At 68.0% G+C, this 22,773-nt stretch carries 23 protein-coding genes; 9 read left to right on the forward strand and 14 right to left on the reverse strand.

Features of this window, described 5'->3' with window-relative positions:
- Nucleotides 1-46: 46 nt before the first annotated feature.
- The 3 genes from LTI14_RS10340 to LTI14_RS10350 are packed head-to-tail and all read right to left on the reverse strand — an operon-like array spanning nt 47 to nt 3,042.
- Nucleotides 47-1,195, reverse strand: a complete 1,149-nt coding sequence (locus LTI14_RS10340; protein ID WP_241476475.1) for an FAD-dependent oxidoreductase — start codon at nt 1,193-1,195, stop codon at nt 47-49.
- 1 nt (nt 1,196) lies between these two features.
- Nucleotides 1,197-1,955, reverse strand: a complete 759-nt coding sequence (locus LTI14_RS10345) for a methyltransferase domain-containing protein (protein WP_241476438.1) — start codon at nt 1,953-1,955, stop codon at nt 1,197-1,199.
- A gap of 4 nt (nt 1,956-1,959) precedes the next feature.
- Nucleotides 1,960-3,042: a type III polyketide synthase gene (locus tag LTI14_RS10350; protein ID WP_241476439.1), complete on the reverse strand. Its 1,083-nt coding sequence runs from the start codon at nt 3,040-3,042 to the stop codon at nt 1,960-1,962.
- 109 nt (nt 3,043-3,151) lie between these two features.
- On the opposite strand from LTI14_RS10350, the gene LTI14_RS10355 reads away from it, so the two are divergent.
- Entirely contained in the window at nt 3,152-4,381 is a 1,230-nt protein-coding gene (locus tag LTI14_RS10355; protein ID WP_241476440.1) for an acyltransferase family protein, read from the forward strand.
- Here LTI14_RS10355 and LTI14_RS10360 read toward each other — a convergent pair.
- Nucleotides 4,293-4,862: a mycothiol transferase gene (locus LTI14_RS10360; RefSeq protein WP_241476441.1), complete on the reverse strand. Its 570-nt coding sequence runs from the start codon at nt 4,860-4,862 to the stop codon at nt 4,293-4,295. The genes LTI14_RS10355 and LTI14_RS10360 overlap by 89 nt on opposite strands.
- 115 nt (nt 4,863-4,977) lie before the next feature.
- On the reverse strand, nt 4,978-5,664 hold the full coding sequence (locus tag LTI14_RS10365) for an alpha/beta fold hydrolase (protein WP_241470730.1): 687 nt from the start codon (nt 5,662-5,664) through the stop codon (nt 4,978-4,980).
- A gap of 290 nt (nt 5,665-5,954) precedes the next feature.
- Here LTI14_RS10365 and LTI14_RS10370 point away from each other — a divergent pair, with 290 nt between their 5' ends.
- Genes LTI14_RS10370 through phnE form a run of 3 tightly spaced genes read left to right on the forward strand, consistent with a single transcriptional unit; the run spans nt 5,955 to nt 8,592 of the window.
- Nucleotides 5,955-6,905, forward strand: coding sequence for a PhnD/SsuA/transferrin family substrate-binding protein (locus tag LTI14_RS10370; protein ID WP_241470729.1), 951 nt, complete (start codon nt 5,955-5,957; stop codon nt 6,903-6,905).
- Nucleotides 6,905-7,723: a phosphonate ABC transporter ATP-binding protein gene (gene phnC / locus LTI14_RS10375; RefSeq protein WP_241476442.1), complete on the forward strand. Its 819-nt coding sequence runs from the start codon at nt 6,905-6,907 to the stop codon at nt 7,721-7,723. The genes LTI14_RS10370 and phnC overlap by 1 nt, the downstream gene beginning before the upstream one ends.
- Nucleotides 7,723-8,592, forward strand: coding sequence for a phosphonate ABC transporter, permease protein PhnE (gene phnE / locus LTI14_RS10380; RefSeq protein WP_255727455.1), 870 nt, complete (start codon nt 7,723-7,725; stop codon nt 8,590-8,592). The genes phnC and phnE overlap by 1 nt, the downstream gene beginning before the upstream one ends.
- A 52-nt stretch (nt 8,593-8,644) precedes the next feature.
- Here the strand turns inward: phnE and LTI14_RS10385 are convergent, their stop codons facing one another.
- The gene (locus LTI14_RS10385) at nt 8,645-9,325 is read right to left on the reverse strand and encodes a haloacid dehalogenase type II (RefSeq protein ID WP_241465832.1); all 681 of its coding nucleotides are present in this window, start codon (nt 9,323-9,325) and stop codon (nt 8,645-8,647) included.
- A gap of 101 nt (nt 9,326-9,426) precedes the next feature.
- Between LTI14_RS10385 and LTI14_RS10390 the strand changes: the two genes are divergently transcribed.
- Together LTI14_RS10390 and LTI14_RS10395 are read left to right on the forward strand one after the other, a co-directional pair.
- The gene (locus LTI14_RS10390) at nt 9,427-10,146 is read left to right on the forward strand and encodes a TVP38/TMEM64 family protein (protein WP_241476443.1); all 720 of its coding nucleotides are present in this window, start codon (nt 9,427-9,429) and stop codon (nt 10,144-10,146) included.
- A complete protein-coding gene (locus LTI14_RS10395; RefSeq protein WP_241465835.1) occupies nt 10,139-10,762 on the forward strand; it encodes a CDP-alcohol phosphatidyltransferase family protein in 624 nt (207 codons plus the stop codon). Before LTI14_RS10390 ends, LTI14_RS10395 begins: the two co-directional genes overlap by 8 nt.
- Here LTI14_RS10395 and LTI14_RS10400 read toward each other — a convergent pair.
- Nucleotides 10,744-12,216 (reverse strand): dihydrolipoyl dehydrogenase family protein, encoded by a 1,473-nt coding sequence (locus tag LTI14_RS10400; RefSeq protein ID WP_241476444.1) that lies wholly within the window; start codon nt 12,214-12,216, stop codon nt 10,744-10,746. The genes LTI14_RS10395 and LTI14_RS10400 overlap by 19 nt on opposite strands.
- Before the next feature lie 98 nt (nt 12,217-12,314).
- Here LTI14_RS10400 and LTI14_RS10405 point away from each other — a divergent pair, with 98 nt between their 5' ends.
- Nucleotides 12,315-12,995 (forward strand): class I SAM-dependent methyltransferase, encoded by a 681-nt coding sequence (locus tag LTI14_RS10405; RefSeq protein WP_241470722.1) that lies wholly within the window; start codon nt 12,315-12,317, stop codon nt 12,993-12,995.
- On the opposite strand, the gene LTI14_RS10410 is transcribed toward LTI14_RS10405, so the two are convergent.
- Together LTI14_RS10410 and LTI14_RS10415 are read right to left on the reverse strand one after the other, a co-directional pair.
- The gene (locus tag LTI14_RS10410) at nt 12,973-14,037 is read right to left on the reverse strand and encodes a 2,3-butanediol dehydrogenase (protein ID WP_241476445.1); all 1,065 of its coding nucleotides are present in this window, start codon (nt 14,035-14,037) and stop codon (nt 12,973-12,975) included. The two genes, LTI14_RS10405 and LTI14_RS10410, sit on opposite strands and share 23 nt — an antisense overlap.
- Nucleotides 14,038-14,213: 176 nt before the next feature.
- The gene (locus LTI14_RS10415; RefSeq protein WP_241476446.1) at nt 14,214-14,795 is read right to left on the reverse strand and encodes a TetR/AcrR family transcriptional regulator; all 582 of its coding nucleotides are present in this window, start codon (nt 14,793-14,795) and stop codon (nt 14,214-14,216) included.
- Between the two features lie 276 nt (nt 14,796-15,071).
- Here LTI14_RS10415 and LTI14_RS10420 point away from each other — a divergent pair, with 276 nt between their 5' ends.
- On the forward strand, nt 15,072-15,845 hold the full coding sequence (locus LTI14_RS10420; RefSeq protein ID WP_241465842.1) for a thioesterase family protein: 774 nt from the start codon (nt 15,072-15,074) through the stop codon (nt 15,843-15,845).
- 74 nt (nt 15,846-15,919) lie between these two features.
- On the opposite strand, the gene LTI14_RS10425 is transcribed toward LTI14_RS10420, so the two are convergent.
- From LTI14_RS10425 to LTI14_RS10435, 3 genes are all read right to left on the reverse strand, one after another.
- Nucleotides 15,920-16,666, reverse strand: a complete 747-nt coding sequence (locus LTI14_RS10425; protein ID WP_241465844.1) for an esterase/lipase family protein — start codon at nt 16,664-16,666, stop codon at nt 15,920-15,922.
- Entirely contained in the window at nt 16,663-17,472 is an 810-nt protein-coding gene (locus LTI14_RS10430) for an alpha/beta fold hydrolase (protein ID WP_241476447.1), read from the reverse strand. The genes LTI14_RS10425 and LTI14_RS10430 overlap by 4 nt, the downstream gene beginning before the upstream one ends.
- Nucleotides 17,473-17,598: 126 nt before the next feature.
- Nucleotides 17,599-19,737, reverse strand: a complete 2,139-nt coding sequence (locus LTI14_RS10435; protein ID WP_446740388.1) for a heavy metal translocating P-type ATPase — start codon at nt 19,735-19,737, stop codon at nt 17,599-17,601.
- A 206-nt stretch (nt 19,738-19,943) separates the two neighbouring features.
- Here LTI14_RS10435 and LTI14_RS10440 point away from each other — a divergent pair, with 206 nt between their 5' ends.
- On the forward strand, nt 19,944-20,795 hold the full coding sequence (locus tag LTI14_RS10440; RefSeq protein ID WP_241476448.1) for a F510_1955 family glycosylhydrolase: 852 nt from the start codon (nt 19,944-19,946) through the stop codon (nt 20,793-20,795).
- Nucleotides 20,796-20,816: 21 nt separating this feature from the next.
- On the opposite strand, the gene LTI14_RS10445 is transcribed toward LTI14_RS10440, so the two are convergent.
- Complete coding sequence (locus tag LTI14_RS10445) at nt 20,817-21,461, reverse strand: DUF305 domain-containing protein (RefSeq protein WP_241476449.1); 645 nt, start codon at nt 21,459-21,461, stop codon at nt 20,817-20,819.
- A 154-nt stretch (nt 21,462-21,615) separates the two neighbouring features.
- Nucleotides 21,616-22,707: a DUF418 domain-containing protein gene (locus tag LTI14_RS10450; protein WP_241476450.1), complete on the reverse strand. Its 1,092-nt coding sequence runs from the start codon at nt 22,705-22,707 to the stop codon at nt 21,616-21,618.
- Nucleotides 22,708-22,773 lie beyond the last annotated feature (66 nt).

Raw genomic sequence — 22,773 nt, forward strand, 5'->3', positions numbered from 1 at the left:
CCGCTGGCACTCGGCTTGCGGCGCACTGAAGGCGGCCGGCTGAGGCTCAGGCCTCGGCGTCGAATCCCATGGCATAGGCGTGCGCGAAGGCCCGGCCGGCGCCTGGGCCCAGCATCAGCCGCACGCCGCCCCGGCGCGCGGAGTCCGCCGTCGGTGTGAGCGGCCGGCCGAGCCGGGTGTTCAGCGCCGCCAGCTGGGCCGCCCGGCGGGCCGAGCGCAGCCGGGCGCGTTCCCAGCGCCGCAGCTCCGACTCCGGCGCGGTGCCGGTGCGGACCCAGGCGGTGAGCAGCGGGGCCAGGGTGGCGGCATCGAGCAGGCCCAGGTTCATCCCCTGGCCACCGATCGGGCTGACCTCATGGGCGGCGTCGCCGATGACCAGAAGCCGGTGATCGCGCAGCGCCGGCGCGACGAATCGACGCACCCCGAAGCCGCTGACCTGCCCGGTGAGCGGCTGACCGTGGGCGGCCAGCGTGCGTTCCATCCGGTCACGCTGCGCAGCCGGGTCACGAGATGTGGGGTCCGCAGAGCTGGGGTCCTGGGAGGTGCCGAGGGAGTCCCAGGCGACGAACCGGCGTCGTCCCTGCGGCAGCGGGAAGGACTCCAGCACTCCGGCGGGCTCGAGGTGGACGACGGCGGTGCGCGCGTCCTGCTGCTCGAACGCCTGCTCATCAGACACGTCAGCGTCGGTCATCAGGTACCGGTCCGGGTAGGTGTGCGCGAGCGTAGACCGGTAGACCAGCTCCCGGGAGCGCGGACCCCCGGCGAGAACCACCAGCGGTGCCTGACGGGGCCCGGCGCCGGTGTCGACCTCCACGTGTTCAGGCCCTGGGTGCAGCGCGCCGACGCTGACCCCGCGCTGCGGGACCGGGGCAGCCTCGGAGAACACCGCCTCGGTGCCGGACTGGGGGAGGGTGGCGACGAAGGGGAACCGGGTGGGGAGTCGATCAAAGCGCACTTCGCCGAGCACCCGCCCCTGCGCGCGGGCCTCCCCGCGGGTCACCCGGACTGCCTGATCAAGCAGCCCTGCGGTCAGCCCGGAGCCCTCCAGAGCGGCGAGCACCGGGGCGTGGACTCCGATGGCGCGGCTGTCACCGCTGCCGTGACCGCGCTGTTCCAGGATCTCCACGTCGATCCCGGCTCGGCGCAGCAGGCCACCCATCAGCAGCCCCACCGGGCCGGCGCCGATCACGATCACCTCAGCCAAGGCCGGGCGCTTCCGCGATCAGCCGGAACGGCGACGGAGAGCTCACGGTCCAACCGAAGCCCAGGGCGGCGGAGAGCTCCTCGTGCCGGTAGCTGCGCCGGATCGAGCGCAGCCCATCGGTGCGCAGAAAGGTGCCAGGCGCGAGCGGGGTGATCCCGACGGCGTAGAGGCTGTAGGCGAGCCGGCCGCGGGCGATGTCGCCATGCAGCACGGTGCCGGTGGAGAGCCGCCGCGAGGCGCCGGTGAAGTCGAGCAGGCCAGGCGAGTCAAGGTGGTGGAGCACATGGTTGGACAGGACGACGTCGAAGCTCTCGCCCTGGTCCAGCAGCGCGTCGGCGTCGGCGCACAGGAATCTCACCCGGGGCGGCTGCGGCGGGGTGTCGGAACCGAGCTTCTCCGTGCGCTGGTTCTGGATCCGCTGTTCCTGGGTGTTCTGCGCCGCCTCATGGGCGCGCGGATCAGGATCCGCCCCGGTCCACTGCACCTCCAGGCCGTCTCGGGCTGCCAGCTGCGCGAGCCGGGTGACGACGTCTCCGCCGCCGGAGCCCAGGTCGAGCACCCGTGCCGGTCTGTCCAGGCTGAGCAGCGTCGGGCGCAGCCGGGTGCGGTAGACCTGGTTCCAGCCCGAGATCAGCCGGTTGATCAGGTGGAATCGTCGCAGGGTCGCGTCGAGGCGGACAGGGTCACAGTCGGGATCATCCATGAGCTCGCGCAGCTGCGCGTCGCGGACGGAGAGGTTGACCCGGCTCATCGGGTCACCGGGTCTTGCGCAGCAGGGCGGATTCCACGGTGAGCCCGGGCCCGAAGGCCAGTGCGGCGATGCGGCCGCTGACCGTGGGGTCGGCGAGGAGCTGGCGCAGGATGAACAGGATGGTCGCACTGGACATGTTGCCGTGGTCGCGCAGCACCGCGCGGGAGGCATCGAGGGCTGTGGCCTCAAGCTCCAACCCGGCCTCCACCCGGTCCAGGACGCTGCGGCCTCCCGGGTGGACGGCCCAGCGGGCGGGGGCCCCCTCCTCACCGAGGAAACGGTCGACGGCGGCGCGGATCTCACGGCCGATGATCCTCGGGACCTCGGCGGAGAGTCGCATGTTGAACCCGTGATCCCCGATCGTCCAGACCATGTCGGACTCGCCCTCGCTGGTCAGCGCGGTGGCGAACCGTTCCAGTACGATTCCGCCGGGGGTGCCGAGGCGTTCGTCGGCGGTGACCACTGCGGCAGCGGCGCCGTCGGCGAAGACCGAGGCCGCGACGATCTGCTCGGAGTCCGCGGTGTCGCGGATGTGCAGCGAGCACAGCTCCACGCAGACGACCAGCACCGCGGCCTCGGGCCGCGCGGCGGTGATCTGAGACGCCGTGCGCAGCGCCGGAAGGGCGGCGGCGCAGCCCATGAATCCCAGGTGACTGCGTTCCACGGTCTCGGGCAGGCCGAGGTCGCGGATCAGCCGGAAATCCAGGCCCGGAGCGAAGAATCCGGTGCAGGAGACGGTGACGACGTGAGTGATCTGGCTGGGGGTGAGCGCCGCCTCGGACAGTGCGGAGCGCGCGGCGTCGGCGGCCAGGTCTGGGGCGGTCCGTCGGTAGAGCTCATTGCGAATCCCTGTGGTGGGGGAGAGCAGTCTGGAATCCTCGCCGACGAAGACCCCGTCCGGGGTGCCGCCCAGCCCGGTGAGCACCGAGTGGCGGGTCTCGATGCCGGCGGCGTCGAAGGCTGCCCCGATGAGCCGGCGGGTCAGCCGGCTGGCGTCGGGCTGATCAGCGAAGAAGGCGCGCAGGTCTCCCTGGGGCACAGAGGTCGCCGGCAGTGCCGTGCCGATGGAGATGATGCGCGCGGGCATGTCACCACTAAACCATGACGACGAGCCTCTCCGCCGCCGAGGTCGCGCCGAACGCCATGAAAGCAAGAAAGGGCTTGCCGAAGAGAGATGCCTGGTATTTGATAAACCCGTGACACGAGACTCGGTGCAACCCGCGCGGGACGCCACGATCGACATCGCTAAGGCGCTGGCGATAATCCTGATTGTCCTGGGCCATGTATGGCGAGCCCTGGAGCCGGCGGAGCTGGTGGAGGACCCCCTTCTGACACAGGTCGATTCCGTCATCTACATGTCTCACCTGTCGGTCTTCGCGTTCCTGGCGGGACTCTTCGTCGCCTCGGGGATGCGCCGGGATGGCGCCTGGCACTACGCCCGAGCACGCTCGGTGACCTTCCTCTGGCTCTATATGCTCTGGTCCACGCTGCAGCTGCTGCTGAAGATCGGCATGGGCTCGGCGGTGAACGACCCGGTGCATCCGGTCGAGCTGCTCCGGATCTGGGAGCCGAAGGAGCAGTTCTGGTTCTTCGGCTGGATCACGGTGATGATGCTGCTCGCCGCGGTCGCGAAGCCCTGGCGCAGCCAGCGGGCGGCCGTCGTGACCCTGGGCCTGGCAGCGCTCGGTTCTGCCGCGGTGTGGGGCCTGAACTGGAGGATCCTCGGCGGCGAGGGGCTGGCGCTGACGGTCTTCTTCTTCCTCGGCGTGGTGCTCACCGGGAAGCGCCTGCTCAGCTGGGTGCAGCGGTTCGGTGTCGGCTGGGCGGGCGGCGTCGTGATCGTCACCGGGGCAGTGTGGGTGGTCCTCGGCTACACGCTGCTGGCCACCCCGCCCACCGCCTATGGCGACATCCGCACGGCGCCCAGCGTGGCACTCGGGTTCATCGGTTCGAGCGCCGGCGTGCTCGCCATCCTGGCAGTGGCGCGGCTGTTGGCACGGATGGGCCACCGGGCCCGGTGGCTCGCCCGCATCGGGGAGCTGTCGTTGGTGATCTTCGTGGCGCACATCTTCTTCACCGCCAGTACACGCATCGTGCTCGGCATGCTCGGCGTGGAGGCCCTCGCGGTGCACGTGGCCCTGCCGACCCTGGGCGGGGTGATCGGACCGTTGATGATCTACGCGGTGGCGCAGCGGCTGGGGCAGGACTGGCTGTTCGAAGCCCCGGAGTGGCTGCGCCAGCTCACCGGGGCCGTGCCGAGCCGCAGCGCGGGTGCCGCCCGTTCAGAGGCCGCCCGTTCAGAGGCTGGCCGGCCCGGCGCTCCCGAGCTCGGCGGACCTACGCCTGACGCTGCCCGCCCTGATGCTCCTCACCGTGCTGCTCCGCGACCTGAGGTTCCTCAAACGCGGCAGGACCCATCCCGGTGACGTAGGCGGCCTGGGCGATATGCGCCACCGCGTCCAGCGAGAGGCTGATCAGCCGTGCCCCCCGCGTCACGGGCGGATGCCACTGGGTGTCGATGATCTCCTCGAGATCGGCCTCGCCCAGCGAGTCCAGATAGGACAGCTGTGCCTCGACGACGGCGCGCAGATGCTCCAGCAGCAGGTCCGGGTCGCTGACCCGGATCCGCCGCGCGTGGGTGCCGGTATGGCCGAACCCCATGTCGTGGGCACCGAGATCCAGGGCGAACCGCTCAGCGAAGCCCTGCACCGTCCAGACCGGTTCCTGCCCGGAGAGGCTGGCAAGCTGCTCGTCGATCTCTCGGGCTGAATGCCAGAGCAGCCAGGCGATGGAGTTGTGATGATGCGGGTGTGCATTGAGCAGCTCTGATGTCAGCGCTGGGCGCAGCGCGTGGACCTCTTCGAGCGGGCGACGCGCGATGTCTTTGAGGATCTCGATGCTGCTCATGGTTCTCCTGAACCTCTCGGCGCCCGGGTGGTGCCTGCCTGCGGGTCAGCCGCGCCGGGACGCGATCGCTTCCCGGCGCCCTGGCCGGACGTCTCCTGCCGGTGTTCGTGCTCGCTCATGTTCCGGGCCGGTCGCCCAGTGAGTTGATGGCGGTCGCGATGACCTTTGGGTGGGTGAGCATCGGCAGATGGCCCGCACGCACCTCGAAGGTCTCGGTCGGGTGGAGCCGAGCGGCGAAGCGGCGCTGCAGAGCACTCGGGATCTCGGCGTCGTCGGTGGTCACGACGTATCCCCGTGAAGGAATGGCGAACAGGGCGGCCGGGTCCGCGGCGCGACTGGTGAAGTACTCGCGCGGCTCGGGTGAGAGGTCCGCAACGAGGCGCCGCGTGGTGGTCTCATCGAGGCCCGCGCCGAGGCCCTTCCGGATCGAGGACTCAGGTGGCCGGGTCCCGGCCACCCGCATCACCGCCGGCAGGATGAATCGCTGCGGGAACGGCAGCGAGGAGACGAAGGACGCTCCCGCCCGCGGGATGACGGCTGCGAGGCCAAGCACCCCGGTGATGCGTCCAGGTTCCGCGGAGCGGGCGAGCTCGGCGGCGACCACGCCGCCCGAGGAATGCACGATCAGCGTGAACCTCTCCGCCGGAGCCGCCTCCAGGGCTGCCCGGGCATAATCGCTCACAGTCTCACCGGTCGTCGGGCGCGGGGCGACGCGGGACGGTGCTTCCACGCGGGATCGCACATCGTCCCAGATCCAAGAGGGGAGTCCGGCGCCGGAGAGGAAGAGCAGGGGAGTGGCCATGGGATCGATGCTAGGAACAGACGCCGTGAAGCGGAAGGTTCAGCCGGCCGCGGCTCTCACCGAGTTCGTCGAACAGCTCAGGTCGATAGGCCGCCTGGAATGACGTAGATGCTGGCAGGATCACGATTCCGCCGGTCGCGTGATCTGAGTCGTCCTGCCTCGGGGATGTGGCCGGCCATTTGATCCTCGTTCACCGCCAGGTGACGTTCCGGCCACATCGGTGCGTGAGGGTCGGGGCAGACCTTACAAACACCGAAGGGAACCCCGTGCATCACCTCTCCGCGCCCCGAATGAACTCAGCCGTCTCACTCCTCGCGCTTGCCGCCCTGACCCTCACTGCCTGCAGCGGCGACTCCGACGCCGCCGCGTCAGAGCCATCAGGGGAGGGTCAGGAGGCCTGCGGGACCGAGCCGCTGCGCTTCTCCGACACGGGAGTGGAGGGACTGGAGGTTCTCCAGGTGGAGTTCGAGGACTTCCGGGCCGCGTTGGAGGAAGCGACAGAGCTGGACATCGAGTTTCAACCGATGTCCTCCCGCACCGCCGCCGCCACCGCACTGGAATTCGATGACCTCGACGTGCTGCTGACTGGGCCCGCCGAGTACGTGGTGCTCAAGCACGACGCCGATGCTCTTCCCATCGTGGGTGTCACCCGGGAGAACTACCAGGCGGCGATCTTCACCCGCGCGGACTCCGACGTCGAATCGGTCGAGGACCTCGCCGGCGCCCAGATCATCACCAAGGAAGTCGGGTCCACCTCGGGTCACCTCGGCCCGCTGGAGATGCTCGACTCCGCCGGTCTCGACCCCACGGTCGGTGATGTCGATATCGTTCCCCTCTCAGACACCCAGCTGGAGGCCTTCGCAGGCGGCGACGGCGATGCGCTGGGCAGCGGCATCTCTGACTTTGAAGAGCTTCAGGACATGATGGGCGAGGACGAGGTCCGGATGCTTGAGGAAGGCCCGGATCTGCCCAACGACCTCTTCGTTGCACGGACGGGTCTCGGCGAAGAGTGCGCCGACTATCTCAAGGCATCCCTGTTGGAGAACCAGGATGTGCTCCTGGAGGCCGTCGTGGGGACCGGGGAGAACGACAAATACATCGGCTCAGAGTTCGTCGACGCCCAAGACGGTGACTATGACCCTGTTCGCCGGTCCTTCGAGGCGGCCGGCTTCTCTGACTACTCGCAGCTGCCCGATGAGAACGAACCAGGTGACGCCGACGAAGACGACGGTGAGAACTGATGCCCGTGCGAGATGCCGCTGCTCGAACCCCTGTCATTGAAGTCTCCAGACTCTCGAAGCGCTTTCCCAACGGCACACAGGCCCTCACCGACATCAACCTCCGGGTCAACACAGGTGAGACGGTAGTTCTGCTGGGTGCCAATGGTTCAGGCAAGTCCACCCTGCAGAAGTGCCTGACGAAGCTGGTCGAGCCCAGTGATGGTTCGGTCAGGGTTCTCGACACCGAGATCACCACCGCGGGCACCCGTGAGATCACCGCACTGCGCCGCGAGGTGGGCGTCGTGTTCCAGCGGATCAACCTGGTGCGCGAACTCTCGGTGCTCACCAACGTCATCCACGGATCGCTGGGGCGCGTGGGCGGCATGCGGAACTGGTTCGCGATGAGTGCCCGGAAAGACCAACGTGATGAAGCCATGGAGTCACTGGATCGGGTGGGGCTGGCCGATGTGGCTCAGCGCCGAGCCGAGGAGCTGTCCGGGGGTCAGCAGCAGCGTGTCGCCATCGCCCGGATGTTGATGCAGCAGCCCCAGGTGGTTCTCGCAGATGAGCCGGTCGCGGCGCTGGACCCCCGGGCTGGGCGATCAGTGATGGATCTCCTCTGGGAGATCACCGAAGAACGAGGCCTGACCCTGCTCTGCACCTTGCACCAGCTGGAGCTTGCTCGCGCCTATGGTCACCGCGTGATCGCGCTTCGCGACGGGGCCGTGGAGATGGACACGGTCATGTCCGAGGTGGCCGATGAACAGCTTCAGGGCCTCTACACCACCGAAGAGCGGGAGGAGTTCCCGTCCCGCGGGATCTTCGAGGGGGCTGCCTGATGATCCGCAGCAGCCCCGATTCGACCTTGCGGAAGCCTCGCACGTCGATCCACCAGGGACCCCCGGCGGCGCCCCCACGAACAAAGCCCCCGCGCTGGTCGACAAGCCTGATCGTGGTGCTCCTCGTGGCGCTGGCCGGCAATGGACTGGTACGCATGGACATCTCGATAGAGCGCCTGTTCCGAGCGCCGGAGAACGTGTGGAGATTCCTCTCCGGGGCGTTCCCACCGAATGCGCAGCGATTTCCCAACTTCGCCGAGGCGATGCTCGAGACCATCGAGATCGCTCTGATCGGCACCATCATCGGTGTTGTTCTCAGCGTGCCCGCCGCACTGCTGGCCGCGCAGAACACCAGCCCCTGGCGGCCGTTGTCGCACGCGATGCGATTCGTGCTCACCTCGCTTCGGGCGGTGCCCGATCTCGTCTGGGCTCTGATCTTCGTCATGGCCGTCGGCCTCGGACCCCTGGCGGGAATCCTCGCGATCGCCGTGGACGTCCTCGGCTTCGCTGGACGATTCTTCGCCGAGCGGATCGAAGAGGTCGAGCGTGGACCCATCGATGCACTGCGCTCCACCGGCGCCAACGAGATCTCGATCGTGGTCGGTGCAGTGCTGCCAGCCTCGTTCGCCTCGTTCACCGCGACCAGCCTCTACTGCCTGGAGAAATCCATCCGCGGCGCAACCGTGCTGGGCATGGTCGGCGCCGGGGGCATCGGCGGCGAACTCACCACGGCGTTCAGCCTGCGCCAATTCGATACGGCACTGGCAATCATCCTGATGATCCTCGTGGTGGTGCTGTTCGCCGAACAGCTCAGCGCGATGGTCCGGCGCAGAATGTTAGGAGCAGACCAGCTGACGCGTGCCGTGTGATCGAGGTTCCTGGGCCCGCGGCCCAGCTCGGTGAACGGACCGGCGTCGACGGTCAGCCCCGCGCTCCCGCAAGGATCTCCGCGAGCGCCACCAGGTGCTCGGCCTCGATCTCCGGCGCCCGGAAACAGCTCGGGTACGCAGCCCCGGTGCGGTTGATCCAGGCGGTGCGGAGTCCCGCGGCGGCAGCCCCGTGGATGTCCCAGGGGTGCACCGCGACGAGCATCAGTTCATCCAGGGGTCGTCCGGTCTGCTGCGCGGCATACGCGTAGGCGTCCCGCGCGGGCTTCCACAACGGTGCGTCGGTGACGCTGAGGCACTGCGAGAAGAGCTCCCGCACGCCGCCGCGTGCAAGCAGAGTCTCCGCGATCGCCGCCGAGCCGTTGCTCAGCGTGACCAGCTCCGCGGTCCGGCTCAGCGCGGTGACACCAGGAGTGACGTCGGGGTGCAGGTCGAAGTGCGTGAAGACCTCCAGAATGCGATCGACGTCCTCAGCGTGGTCTCGAGCTCCAGATGCCGCAGCCAGGTGGCGGCGCAGATTGTCCCGGGCGATCGCCACGAAGTCGGGATTCTCGCCGGTGGTGGTCAGCGCGAACCCATCGCGGAGCACCTCCGCGAACCACAGCGGGGCCCCAGCAGCAGGCATCCCTGATTCCTCGAATGCGCTCGCCAGGGGACGCATATCGGACAGCGTCTCGTTGACGTCGAAGAGCACCACGGGCGGCGGGGTAGTCATGGGACCCTTCCTACCACGGGCCGCGCTGTCCACGCGGGAAGTCAGCGCCGGATGATCCATCCCTGAACACTCGGGCTCCCGGCTCCAGTACGCTCTCAAGAGTGACTGACCAGGAGCCGGCTCGCCTCAGGTCTGCGGCCCCGGAGGAACCCTCCGCGGCGGCGCAGTCTGGGCGCCGAGCAGCCGTGGCCAAAGCCGCGCTGTTGGTGCTGGCGCTGGGAGTCTTCACCGCCGCGGCTCTCCTGCTTCCGCTCCCGTCGGTGGAGGAGATCCGAAACCTGGTCGCCGGCACGGGCTGGTGGGGTCCGATCGGATTCGGAATCGCCTACGCCGCACTGACCCTGGCCCCAGTGCCGAAGAACGTGCTCTCCATCGGTGCCGGGGTGCTCTTCGGGTTCGGCCCGGGTCTGTTGATCGTCTACACCGCCGCGATGGCCGGAGCCTCCGCTGCGTTCTGGCTGGGCCGCCGGCTGGGCCGCGACGCGGTCGAGCGGTTCACCGGGACCCGGGTCGCAAGGTTCGAAGCCGTCCTGGACCGGCACGGGTTCGCCGCCGTCGTGGGGGTCCGGCTGGTCCCGGTGCTGCCCTTCACCGCGATCAACTACTCGGCCGGATTGACCTCCTTGGGCTGGTGGCCCTACCTTCTGGGCACCCTGATCGGGATCGTCCCCGGCACAGCCAGCTACCTGGCGCTGGGCGCCTTCGGCTTTGAATCGGGCTTCCAGGCCGAGCTGGCATTCGCGGTGCTCGGCGTCCTGACCCTGGCCGGGATCGCCTACGCGGTGCGGCTCCGCGGGAGCAGCGGCAGAGCCGATGTTTGATGCGCTGCTCCGGTCCGCGCTCGCCCCGACTACAGACGCTGCTGCCCGCGTGCTGGACGTGCCCTGGGTGACCCCGAACCGGCTCACCGGCCTCAACCTTGCCGCCGGCCTCATCAGCGCAGTGCTCGCGGCGACGCAGCAATGGATCCCGGCGCTGATCCTGTGGCTGCTCTGCCGAGTCGCCGACGGGCTGGACGGCCCGCTGGCCCGGCGCAGGGCCGGCGGGTCCTCCCCGGCTTCCGGGCAGGGCGGCTTCTGGGACATCTGCGCAGACTTCATCGTCTATGGCGCGACGGTGGTGGGCGTGGCCATCGGTGCGAGCGCGGCCTTCGACGCCCCGTGGCTGCCGTTCCTGCTGGTGCTCTTCGCCTACTACGTCAACGGGGGCGCCTTCCTCGCGTTCTCCTCCATCGCGGAGAAGGACGGCAGGCAGCTTGACGACGGCCGGTCGCTCTCCTTCATCGGTGGCCTGGCGGAGGGGGCCGAGACCGTGCTGGTGCACAGCCTGTGGCTGATCTTCCCCTTCGCGGCCGCCCCGATCGCGGCTGTGTGGGCGCTGCTGGTCGGCCTGAGCGCGGCGCACCGCGTGGTCGTGGGCTACCGGGCGCTGGGCTGAGACTCAGGGCCGCGGCGTCGTCGTCGGACCAGGGCAGCCAGCGCGCTGGTCGCCGTGTTGACCACGGGGGAGTCCAGTCCGTCGCGGGCATGGGCGATCGCGGCGTCCCAGAGCGCATCGTTGTAGGTCGGGTAGGCGTGGGTGATTCCCGCGAGCTGCCGGGTGCTCAGCTTCTGTGCGACCGCGAGGGTCAGCTCTCCCAGTGACTCACCTGCCCGGGGACCCACGAGGGTGCCGCCGAGGATTCGGCCGCGCCGGCCGATCACCAGTCGGGCGAATCCTTCTGGTGAGTCCTCGGTCAGCGCCCGGTCGGTGTGCTCCGGTGAGACCGTCGAGGTGGTCATGCCCGGGCCGGAGACAGCGGTGAGGCCCACGGCGGCGACCTCCGGGGAGGTGTAGGTGATCCGCGGGACCGTGCGGCTGACTCGGCGCCGCAGGCCGAGGACCGCATTGGAGGCGGCGGTGCTGGCGTGGACCGCTGCCAGGTGGGTGAACTTCGGGTGCGGGGTGACATCCCCGGCGGCCCAGATGGAGCGGTTCGAGGTGCGCATCGTGTCGTCCACGAGCACGTGTCCGGCCTCGTCACATTCCACCCCGAGCTGCTCCAGACCCAGGCCTGCGCTCCGCGGGGTCCGCCCGGTGGCGACCAGGACGACGTCGGCCTCCAGCCGCCGGCCTGCCGAGGTGGTGACCATGTGTCCGTCCGCACCGTCCGCACCGTCGGCCCCTTCGGCTTCGTCAGATCGACGGTGGACGCGGGCGGGCTCCTCATTGACAAGCACGGTGGCGCCATCGCGTTCCAGGCTCGCCTGCACCAGGGCGGCGGCGTCGGGGTCCTCCTTGGGGAGCAGTCCCGAACGGGCCAGCACCGTCACGTCTGAGCCGAGCCGCGCGAAGGCCTGGCCCAGCTCACAGGCGATCGGGCCGCCGCCGATCACCACCAGACGCGGCGGCAGCTGCGTCAGCTCCCAGATCGTGTCGGAGGTGACGTGCCCGGCGTCCTTCAAACCTGGGATCTCGGGCACCGAAGGGAAGCTGCCGGTGACGATGAGGGCCTGACGGAAGCGGATCCGCTCGCCCGCGCCCCCGGACACCCCAGAGATCTGGGCAACCCCGGGGGCGGTGAACCGGGCGATTCCATGCAGCACCGTCACCCCAGCGGCTTCCAGGGTCTCCGCCGAATCGTCGGGTTCGATCGTGCTGATGGTCGCGCGGATCCGCTTCCTGACCTGGGTGAAATCGGGCTCGGTGTCGGCGGCCTCGCGGACCAGGGAGGCGTGGGCGGCCGCCGAGAGGATGGTCTTCGAAGGCACGCATCCGGTCCAGAGACAGTCGCCGCCGGTGCGGTGCTGCTCGACCAGGACGGTGCGTGCACCCAGGCGCGCTGCCGTCTTAGCCCCCACGATCCCCGCCGTGCCCCCGCCGATGACCAGCAGATCGATCAGACCATCCACGGTGAACTCCTTCAACGGCGGCGAGAGGGGTCGGCGTCAGCGTCAGCGCATACCCTGGGAGGTGCTGTGCATAGCGTACGCGGGAGAGGAGCCGGGCCTTGCAGAAGGACAGCGCCGAGAGATACACCCGCGAGAAGTACACGGCCTTCGCCCCGTTCTACGATCTGCTCTCCGCCGAGCAACCCGTCTACGGCGCCGGACGACGACGGCTCATCGAGTCACTCGCACTGCGCGAGGGAGACCAGGTTCTCGACCTCGGGTGCGGCACCGGCCTGAACTTCGGGCCGCTGCAGAACCGGGTGGGCCTGCGCGGGGTCATCGTGGGCATCGATCGCAGCGCCCAGATGCTCGTCCAGGCCAGGAAGCGGGCGCAGCGTCACGGCTGGGACAACGTGATCCTGATCCAGGCCGACGCCACCACCATGGTCGCCGCCGAGGTCTCAGAGGAGATGACGCAGGCTGGTGGGAGCGGGCTCTCACGCGTCGGGCTGGCCACGTACTCGCTGTCTCTGATGGACCCGTGGGTGCGAGCCTGGGGAAACATGTGGCAGCTGACGGAGCCCGAGGCGGAGCTGGGGGTGCTGGACATGCAGCGGCCCAGCGGAGTCAGCGCGCTGCTGAGCCCGCTGGCCAGGGCTGCGTGCCGACTGGGCGGGGCGGATATCGAGGCGCACCCGTGGGCCGCGGTGGAACGTGACTGCGCAGACCTCCGGTCCGCTTCGGCGCGCGGCGGCCACCTGCAGGTCCGCGTGGGGGTCAAGCCCGCGGGTCGACGATGATCTTGACGTGCTGCTCGTTGTTGTTGATCAGCTGCTCAAACCCCTCGGAGACCAGCCCGTCGAGGCCGATCCTGCCGGTGATGAACGGACCGAGGTCGATCTTGCCGTCCTCGACGAGTTCGATCACGCGTCGGTGATCGTTGGCGTAGCCGATGGTGCCCAGCAGGGCGATCTCCTTGAGCACCAGCTTCGGCATGTCGACGGCGGGCTTGTGCCCCCAGATGGAGACGTTGACGATGACTCCGGCGGGACGCACCGCATCGAGGAGCATGTCCAGGACCACCGGGACCGAGGAGCATTCGAAGCCGACGTCGGCTCCACGGCCGTCGGTGCGGCGGCGCACCTCCGCTGCCACGTCGACTTCGCGGGGATCGAAGACCTCGTCGGCGACGCCGGTCTCCCGGGCCTTGGCCTTGCGGGCCTCGGAGAGCTCGGAGATGAAGACGGTGAGGCCTTCCGCCTTCAGTACCGCGGCGGTGAGCAGACCGATCGGGCCTGCGCCGCCGACCACCGCGACGCCACCGGCCTTGCCGCCGGATCGGACGAAGGCGTGGTGGCCTACCGCGAGAGGTTCGATCAGTGCGGCGTGATCGAGGGGGACGTGATCCGCGATCGGGTGGACCCAGCGGCGTTCGACCACGATCTTCTCGCTGAGCCCGCCCCCGCGACCGCCGAGGCCGATGAAGTTCATGTCCGGGGAGAGCTGATAATCGACCCCGGGCTTGACCTCCACGTCCTCGCGGATGATGTAGGGCTCGACCACCACTTTCTGGCCGGACGTGAGGTCGCTGACGTCGTCGGCGACTGCCGTGACGGTCCCGGAGAACTCGTGTCCGAGAGTGACCGGTGCGGACTCACCGGAGATGGGGTGCGGGTGTCCGTGGGCCGGGACGAAGATCGGGCCTTCGAGGTATTCGTGGAGGTCGGTGCCGCAGATGCCGCACCAGGCGACGTCGATGGCCACGTGTCCCGGCTTCAGCTGAGGTTCGTCGATCTCTTCGATGCGGATGTCTTTGCGATCGTAGTAACGAGCTGCGCGCATGATGGCAATCTCCTGGTAGCTGGTTCGAGCAGGTAGAGACGTTCGCAGACTACTCCTGGCACCGGGACAAAGCACGGGGTCTCAGTCAGCCGGATGAAAGGTCACCGACAGTGGTGGCCACCCGGCTTGGTCCGCGTCCCCGCCCTGTCATCACCGGTGCAGGCGCGACGGCCCGCTCAGCCCTGGGTGTAGGCCTGAACCGCTGCGAGGGCCAGACGACGACCCGCCTCGATCGGCGACCGAGGGTGGCCGCGCAGGAACGCGGTCAAGGTCCCGTCGTAGGCCAGGAGCACTCCTTCGGCAAGATCCTGGGCTCGATCAGCTGCCAGGGGGCGGGAGAGGTGAACCAGCCGTGTGCGCAACAAGGCTGTGTCCGCGTCCAGGACGTCCCTGATCTCTCCGGCTTCCGGCATCAGCTCAGTGGCGGCTGCGAGGAACGCGCACCAGCGTGATGGGTGCTGCCGGTCCTCCCTGTAGGCGGCCAAGGCGTCGAAGACGGCCAGCAGCCGCTCGGTGTCATTGTTCGCGGAGATCACCTGCTCGTCCCAGCTGCTCCGCCAGTCAGCGAAACGGATACGCAGGGCCTCCGCGGTCAACGCGTCCTTGCTGCCGAAGTGTGAGTACAAGGTGGCTGGAGACGCGCGCGCCCGACGGAGGATCTCGTCCACGGGCGTGGCGCGGATGCCGTCTTCGAAGAGTATGTGGTCAGCAGCCTGGAGCAGCCGCGTGCGCGCTGGGACCTGCTGGGCGGTGCTCATCATGTCATTCTAGTCAGAGTTAACCGACATATCGTTGTACATATAAATAACGTACGTTATATGTCACTAGCATGTGTGATGATCGTAGATCACGGAAGGGTGCTATGACGAGTAAGTCGTCCCGGTGACCCTCCAGCAGCGAAAGGGCTCCCTCGACCCGACTGAGCTGGATCTCTTCGAGATCAACGACGCCTTCGCCGCAGTCGGTCTGGCGTCGGCCAGGGCGAGGCCCTGCTGATCCAGGACGCCCAGAACTGAACACACGAGGAGACTTCTATGGCGTACTTCGAACGGATCGACGAGACACGGTTTCAGGCCACCGAACATGCGAGTGGAGCCTGGGATGAAGACATGCAGCACATCGCGCCTGCGCTGGGGCTGATGGCACATGTCATGGAGCGAGACAGAGATCAACGCCGTGAGGACTCGCTGCGCATCACGGGGCTGCACTACGACATCCTGGGACCGTTGCCGGTGGGTGAGGTCGACGTCGTCGCCCGCGTGCTGCGTCCCGGCAAGACCATTGAGCTGGTGGAGGTCGAGCTGAGGCATGACTCGCGTCCGGCGGTGCTCCTGCGCGGCTGGCTGCTGGCTCAGTTCGACACCGCCCGGCTGGAGGGAACCGCGTTGGCGGAGATTCCCGGACCGGCGACCTTTGAACCGTGGGATGCGAGCACAGTCTGGCCCGGAGGGCTCATCCGCTCGATCGAATCCAAGCGCCGCGTCCTGGGCGAAGGGCGCTCCCAGGCCTGGATCCGCACCCCCCACTCCCTCGTCGCGGACGAACGGGTGAGCGATCTGTCTCGCTTCGTCGGACTGTTCGACGTCGCGAACGGGGTCGCCGTCCGCTCAGACCCAGGTGACGTGCTCTTCCCCAACGTGGAGCTCTCCACCCAGATCTTCCGTGCTCCAGAAGGGGAGTGGGTGGGCTATGACACGACGGTCTCCTTCGGACCCGATGGGCGCGGACTGACACAGTCCATCATTCATGACCTCAAGGGACCCGTCGGCTCAGCGACCCAGGCGCTCACGGTCCGACCCAGGCAGTGACGTGTCCGAGCCCGTTGCTCTGCGATGTGCCGGTGCCGGTCAGGTCTTGAGCGGCGCTGGCACGTACCTTCTCATCAACCCGTGATGCGCCGGACCCCGTCGAGGATCGCCTTGTGCGCCCGAGCATCGCTCAGCGGCAGGAAATGTCCCCGCGTCTCCAGCTGCACATTGTGTGCACCTTCGAGGCGGCTCCCGCCGGGGATGTGGGGGTCGAAGCGACCATAGATCGAGATGATGTCCGCATCCACGTCCCGGCTGGCGCCCAGTTCGGCCAGCTCCGGGGAGCGTGGCAGGAACAGCCGCAGCGCGGGCAGCGGCAGCAGTCGGGCCAGCTGTGACCCTTCGAACGGGGTGTTCAGCGTGACCAGCCCCAAGACCGGGTCAGCGTCACTCTGCCGGGTGAGCAGCAGCTTGCCGATCAGCCCGCCCTTGCTGTGGGCCACCAGCACACACCGTTGAACGCCCTCACGGCGGATGTAGTCATCCACCAGGTCTGCCATGTCCTCGATGGTGCCGCCGTTGTACCCCAGGTCCACGACGGCGTGCACGTCATAGCCCTGCTCCCGCAGCACGTTGGCCACCGGGAGCATGAAGGCCCAGGTCTCATAGATCCCCGGCAGCAGCAGCACGGCGGGCTTCCCTGACTCGGGCCGGCGGTAGGCCTTCGGATCAGGCCCACGCAGCAGTCCGGACGCCTGCCGGCGCAGCGCGTAGGCGTAGTCGTGGACCCAGGCGCCGAGGTTGCGGCCAAGCTCGGATGCCCCTCGCAGACGCTCCCGCGCGCCGGAGGAAGGAGTGGCCGAAGCCGGGAGGCTGGTCACGCGCGGGGCGCCGTCGTCTGCGGGCCCGGGCGCTCGCCGTCGACGGCTGCCAGAAACGGGGCACACGCGGAGGCGAGCTCCTTCGGCCGGTGGATCTGGAGCGCATGCGGAGCGTCGGGGATCTCCACCAGGCTCGCGTCGGGGGCGAGGTCCACCAGCTGCCGCGCCCACTCGGCCGAGGCGATCGGATCATTCTCACCGCGGACCACCAGGCCCGGAATCGTGCAGCGCTGGATGGACTCCTCAGTCCGATCGGCAAGCATGTGTCGGACCGTGTGCAGGTAGCGCAGCGGGCCCATCCGCACATAGTTGCGGAACACTATGAAGTTGTTCCGTGGGGGTTCGCGCAGGGTGTCGCGCATCAGCCGTGAGCTCTGGGCGAGAAAGCTGCGCGCGGACGGGTCCACTGTCGGCCCGATCAGCACGTAGCCGGCGAACATCTCCGGGTGGGTGGCGACGGCGTCGGCGACGATCTGGCATCCCATCGAGTGACCGACGACGACGGGGGAGTCCAGCTCCAGCGTGGTGACCACCCCGGCCACCACCTCGCTCAGCTTCGAGATGCTCAGCGCCCGCTCCGGATTGGGCGTCTTGCCGTACCCCGGCAGATCCAGCGCGTAGACATCGTGGGTGGCCGCGAGCACGTCGGTCAGGGGCTGGAAGTACTCGCCGGACATGCCGAGTCCATGCACCAACAGGACCTGGGGTCGCTGCGGAGCGAAGGTCCCGTGAACATCCACGGCGTGGTCGCCGACCTGCAGGCGCCTCGTGCGGGACCCGGCTGCGGATACGGTCCTCCAGAACATGGGCCCCTTCTCGATCCGTCGTATGAACCTGGGGCGAGCGCTGCGTGGCCCGCCTCAGATCGACCATGGTATCGAGGCTGGCTGTATGTCCCGGTGGGGGTCCTCCCAGATTCTCCCCTCGCCGCCCTATGCGCCGTGGTCGGTGACCTCCGGAGTGCTCGCCCCAGGGGAGAGGTCAAGGCGGCGGAGCAGCTGGGCGTTGAGAGCAACCACCACGGTGGAGGCAGACATCAGGATCGCGCCGATGCTCATCGGGAGCACAAATCCGAGGGGCGCCAGCACGCCCGCGGCGAGCGGCACCGCAGCGATGTTGTATCCGGCGGCCCACCACAGGTTCTGCTTCATCTTTCTGTAGCTGGCCTCGGAGAGCCTGAAGACGGAGAGCACGGAGCGAGGATCGGAGCTCGCCAGGATCACCCCGGCGGATCCGATGGCCACGTCGGTGCCCGCGCCGATGGCGATGCCGACATCGGCCTGCGCCAGGGCAGGAGCGTCGTTGACGCCGTCACCCACCATGGCCACCTTCTTTCCCTCTGCCTGGAGCTCGGCGACCTTCGCCGCCTTGTCCTCGGGTCGGACCCCGGCGAAGACTCTGTCGATGCCCAGATCTCGGGCGACGGTGTCGGCAACTGCCTGGGCGTCCCCGGTGATCATCACAACCTCGACGCGTCGGGCATGGAGCGCCTCGATGGCAGCGTGGGACTCGGGTCGGACCTCATCAGCGAGCCGCAGCGCTCCGATCACCTCACCGTCCATCAGCACGTGGAGGATGATCGCGCCTTCTTCGCGCCACTGCTCGGTGACCGTGAGCGCGTCCTGTCTGCGCTGGTCCAGAAGATGCGGACCCCCGACCTCCACGACGCTGCCGTCAACGGTGGCGCTGACCCCCACGGCGGGAGATGAGGAGAAGTCTCTGGCCCGCGGCACATTCAGGTCCCGGCCCCGTGCGGCGCCGATGATCGCCCGGGCCAACGGGTGTTCGCTGTCTGACTCTGCGGCGGCGGCGAGGGCAAGGACGTCGTCGTCCTGGTGATTCCCCACGGGGTGGACCCCTGTGACGGTGGGCTCCCCCTTGGTGAGCGTGCCGGTCTTGTCGAAGAGCACCGCGTTGACCGTGCGCATGGACTCCAGGGCCAGCCGGTCCTTCACGAGAACGCCGCCCCGGGCGGCCCTCTCGGTGGCGATCGAGACCACCAGCGGGATCGCAAGACCCAGCGCGTGGGGACAGGCGATCACCAGCACGGTGATCGTGCGGACAACCGCAGCCTCGGGCATGCCCAGCGCGGCCCAGCTGAGTGCAGTCAGGACCGCAGCCCCCAGAGCGAACCAGAACAGCCAGCCTGCGGCCCGGTCCGCGATGCGCTGAGCCCGGGAGGAGGAAGCCTGAGCATCCGCCACGAGCTTCTGGATCCCGGCCAGAGCGGTGTCTTCCCCGATAGCCGCGACTTCGACGCGCAGCCCGGAGTCTGTCGCCACGGTGCCGGCGACGACGTGCTCGCCGGTCCCGCGGCGGACCGGCTTCGATTCACCGGTGACCATGGATTCATCCATCGAGGCGCTTCCGTCGATGATCCTCCCGTCGGCCGGGACCGAAGAGCCAGGCCTGACGATCACCACATCGCCGACGGCCAGAGCGGCCGGAGCGACCTTCACGACGTCGTCGCCCTGGACCTTCTCAGCCTCATCGGGCAGCAGCGCTGCCAGGGAGTCCAAGGCAGAGGTGGTCTGAGCCAGTGAGCGCATCTCGATCCAATGGCCGAGCAGCATGATGACCACCAGCAGGGCCAGCTCCCACCAGAAGTTCAGCTCATGGTCCAGGATCCCCAGCGTCGCACCCCAGGACGCGATGAAGGCCACGGTGATGGCGAGCCCGATGAGCAGCATCATCCCGGGCTGCCTGGCGCGGACCTCCGAGGCTGCTCCGGTCAGGAATGGGCGACCGCCCCAGAGGTAGACGATGGTGCCCAGCACAGGAGACACCCACCACACCCAGGGGGCGTCTGGGAGCGTATAGCCGAGAAGGTGCGCGAACATCTCGTTGAAGCCCACCACCGGCACGGCCACCACCACCATGATCAGGAACAGCCGGCGGAACTGACCGACATGATCCCCATGGTCGTGGCTGTGACCTTCGTGTCCGGTGTGACTCGACGGAGCCTCATGGCCGTCATGACTCGGATGATGACCATGATCATGGCCATGGTGCGGGGTGTCCGCGGCGGGACCAGGTCCAGCCTGCTCGGGTGCTCGCGACGAATTGTCCATGTCTGCATTTATACCCCTGGGGGGTATATGAGTCAAGGTGTGGCTGTCGGGTAGAACGAGTCCACGGGGCGCGCGTGACCCCACCTGACGCGTGGACCACGCCTGGCTCGAGCTTCATGGAATCTTCATGAGATCCAGCGCGCTCCGCCGATGCGGCGCAGATAGGGTTGAGGGCTGGTCATTCCACGAGGGAAGGAGATGTACGGATGAAGCTCGTGAACCGCAGACGCCTCATCGGCGGAGGTCTGGGAGTGCTCGGGGCGGGAGCCCTGGCGGCCTGCTCGCGGGAGGCTCCGCCGGCAGCCCCAGACCAGAACACAACCTCCCCCATCTCCCACATCCACGCGATCGTCCGCGATCCGGCCGATTCGGCAGTGGTGCTGCTAGCCGCTCACGAAGGCCTGTTTCGGCTCCGGGAGCAGGAGTCGATTGCAGTCGGCCCCGAGATCGATCTGATGGGCTTCACCGTGACCCCCGACGGCCGCTACCTGGCGTCTGGCCACCCGGGGCCGGGGGTGGATCTCCCGGAGCCGCTCGGACTCATCGAGTCCACCGACCGGGGCGAGACTTGGAAGGTGCTCTCCCGGGGAGGTGAATCTGACTTCCACGCACTGGCGGCCAGTTCTGACCGTGTGCTCGGCTTCGACGGCGAACTGCGACTCAGCGCGGATGGTCGGACATGGGAGACCCTGCCTATCGATTCCATGCCCGCATCGGTCGCGATCGCCGAGGGCTCAGGAGCGATGTTGGCTGCCACCGAAGCGGGCGTCCTGCGATCAGATGACGGCGCCGCATGGGATCTGCTGGACACACCGCAGCTCATCCGGCTTCTGACCTGGGTCGATGACACCACGATCGTGGGTGCAAGCGTCGAGGGACACCTGCTGATCAGCCACGACGTGGGAGACAGCTGGACCGTCAGCCAGCAATCCCTCGGTGAGGTCTCTGCCCTGGGGGCGAGTTCGACTGCCGACGGCGCCGTCGAGGTGCTGCTGGTCGTGGGCGAGTCAGTGCTTCGCACCCTCGACGGCGGGGAGACCACCGAACGTCTTCTCTGAGCTGGACTCCTAGGACCCGGTTCAGAGGTCTTCCAGGAGCTCTTCCATCTGCTCGATCTCGGCCTGCTGAGAGTCGATGATGTCCTCTGACAGCTCCAGGGCTTCGGGGTTCGCCCCGTCCTGGAGATGCTGCTCCGCCGAGGAGACGGCGCCCTCATGGTGGACGATCATCTGCTCCAAGAACATCTCAGAAGCGGCCGAGCCGGTCGATTCTTGGAGCTGGTCGAGGTCTTCCTCGCTCATCATGCCCTCGTGCTGCATAGTGCCCCCGTCCATGCCGTCGCCCATGTCGCCGTGGTCCATGTCCCCCATGTCCCCCTGGTCCGGGCCCGCTTCCTCCTGACCCCAGGCGTCCAGCCAAGACTCCATCTGCTCGATCTCGGGACCTTGGGCCTCGCGGATGTCTTCGGCGAGGGCCTCCACCTCCGGCTCCACATCGTCCTTGTCCAGCAGCATCTCCGACATGTGGACTGCCTGTCGGTGGTGCGGGATCATTCCGGAGATGTAGTCGACATCGGCCTCGTTGTACTCCGCTGCGGTCTCCTCTGCAGCCTCTCCCTGATCGGATGGGGTCTCGTCGGACTGATCCTCGGCGGTGGCGCAGCCGGTCAGCGCGACCGTGAGTGCGAACGCGCCGATGAATGCTGCGGATGTCGTGGTCTTCATGGGTTCCTCCTATGTTGAGATCACCAGTGGCTTGCTGAGGAGTCAACCGCATGGCTGGACCCGGCATTGCCCGAAAGCGTGATCTTGAAGAAACCTTCATCAAGTGCAGACCCGTTCTTGACCGGATGTTCTGCCTTCCACCTCGCCGGCATTCTCAGCGAGGACGCCGGGACAGTCTCGGCGCCCGCAGCAGAACCTCGAGGGGCCCTCGGCTGAAGCGCTTCCGCCAGAGCCAGGCGAACGCCATCAGCGCGGCCACGGTCCAGGTGCTCGCGATCATCCCCTGGACCAGCGTGTCCGGTCCCGGGCGGACGACGAATGCGAGGATCAGCAGGTGCCCGACGTAGGCAGTCAGGGCCAACTGACCCAGGAAGATCAGCGGAGACACCATGGGGTGGGACCACGCGTGGATCTTCAGGCACAGGCCGAGGACGAAGACTGCGGACCCGGTGCCGCCGATCAGCCACAGCGGCATCTGTGAATGGGCCACCGCGCTGAAGAGTCGCTCCCATGCCATATGGGTCGTCGGCTCGCCGAATGCGGCCACCAGAAGCGCAGAGAGCAGGCGAGCCGCCACTGCAGCAGCTGCGCCCCAGATGATCAGTCGAGTGCTGATTCTTGAGTCTGTGAGCTCCAGTCGACCCAGCCAGAGGCCGAGGACGAAGGGCGCCGCCCAGACGATCAACGGGTATGGGCCCGTGAGCACGATGCCGGTGAAGATCTCCCAGGGCGGGCCTGAAGCTGAGACGGGGTCTCGATCGAAGCGTCCGTCGGTCTGAGCCTGAACCGCAATCCAGATCACCGGGCCGAGGAGGGCGCTGATCCCCGTGGTCAGGAGCAGGAGGCCACCGGAGACCCGGAGAAGTGGGAGAGAGAAGAGGATCAGCAGCGCATAGATCTGCAGAATCACCGAGACGTCGTGGGCGAGTTCCTGGAGCGCCAGGCCGCCCAGGAGCAGCAGTACACAGCGCCAGAGCAGCGACACCCAGGGGAGCGGAGCGTGTTGTTCGCGAGAGCGGCGCGTCATCAAGGAGACGCCGATTCCGCCGAGCAGGACGAAGAGCAGGGACGCCCGACCATACGGAACTCGGTAGATCATCTCCAGAAGCTCGTCGTCGCCGCGGGGACCAGTGTTGACAGCAATCATGCCGATGATCGCCAGCCCGCGTGCAGCGTCCAGCGCGAGCATCCGCTGTGCGCCCGAGCGAGGCGGCCTCTTCGTGGAGGTCTTTCGCTGAGACGACACTCCGGCTCCCTGTCTGATCTGCTGGTGAGTCCCGTGACGGTGACCACGCAACTCTTGACTATATCG

Source organism: Nesterenkonia sp. YGD6, assembly GCF_022565895.1.
Taxonomy (GTDB): domain Bacteria; phylum Actinomycetota; class Actinomycetes; order Actinomycetales; family Micrococcaceae; genus Nesterenkonia.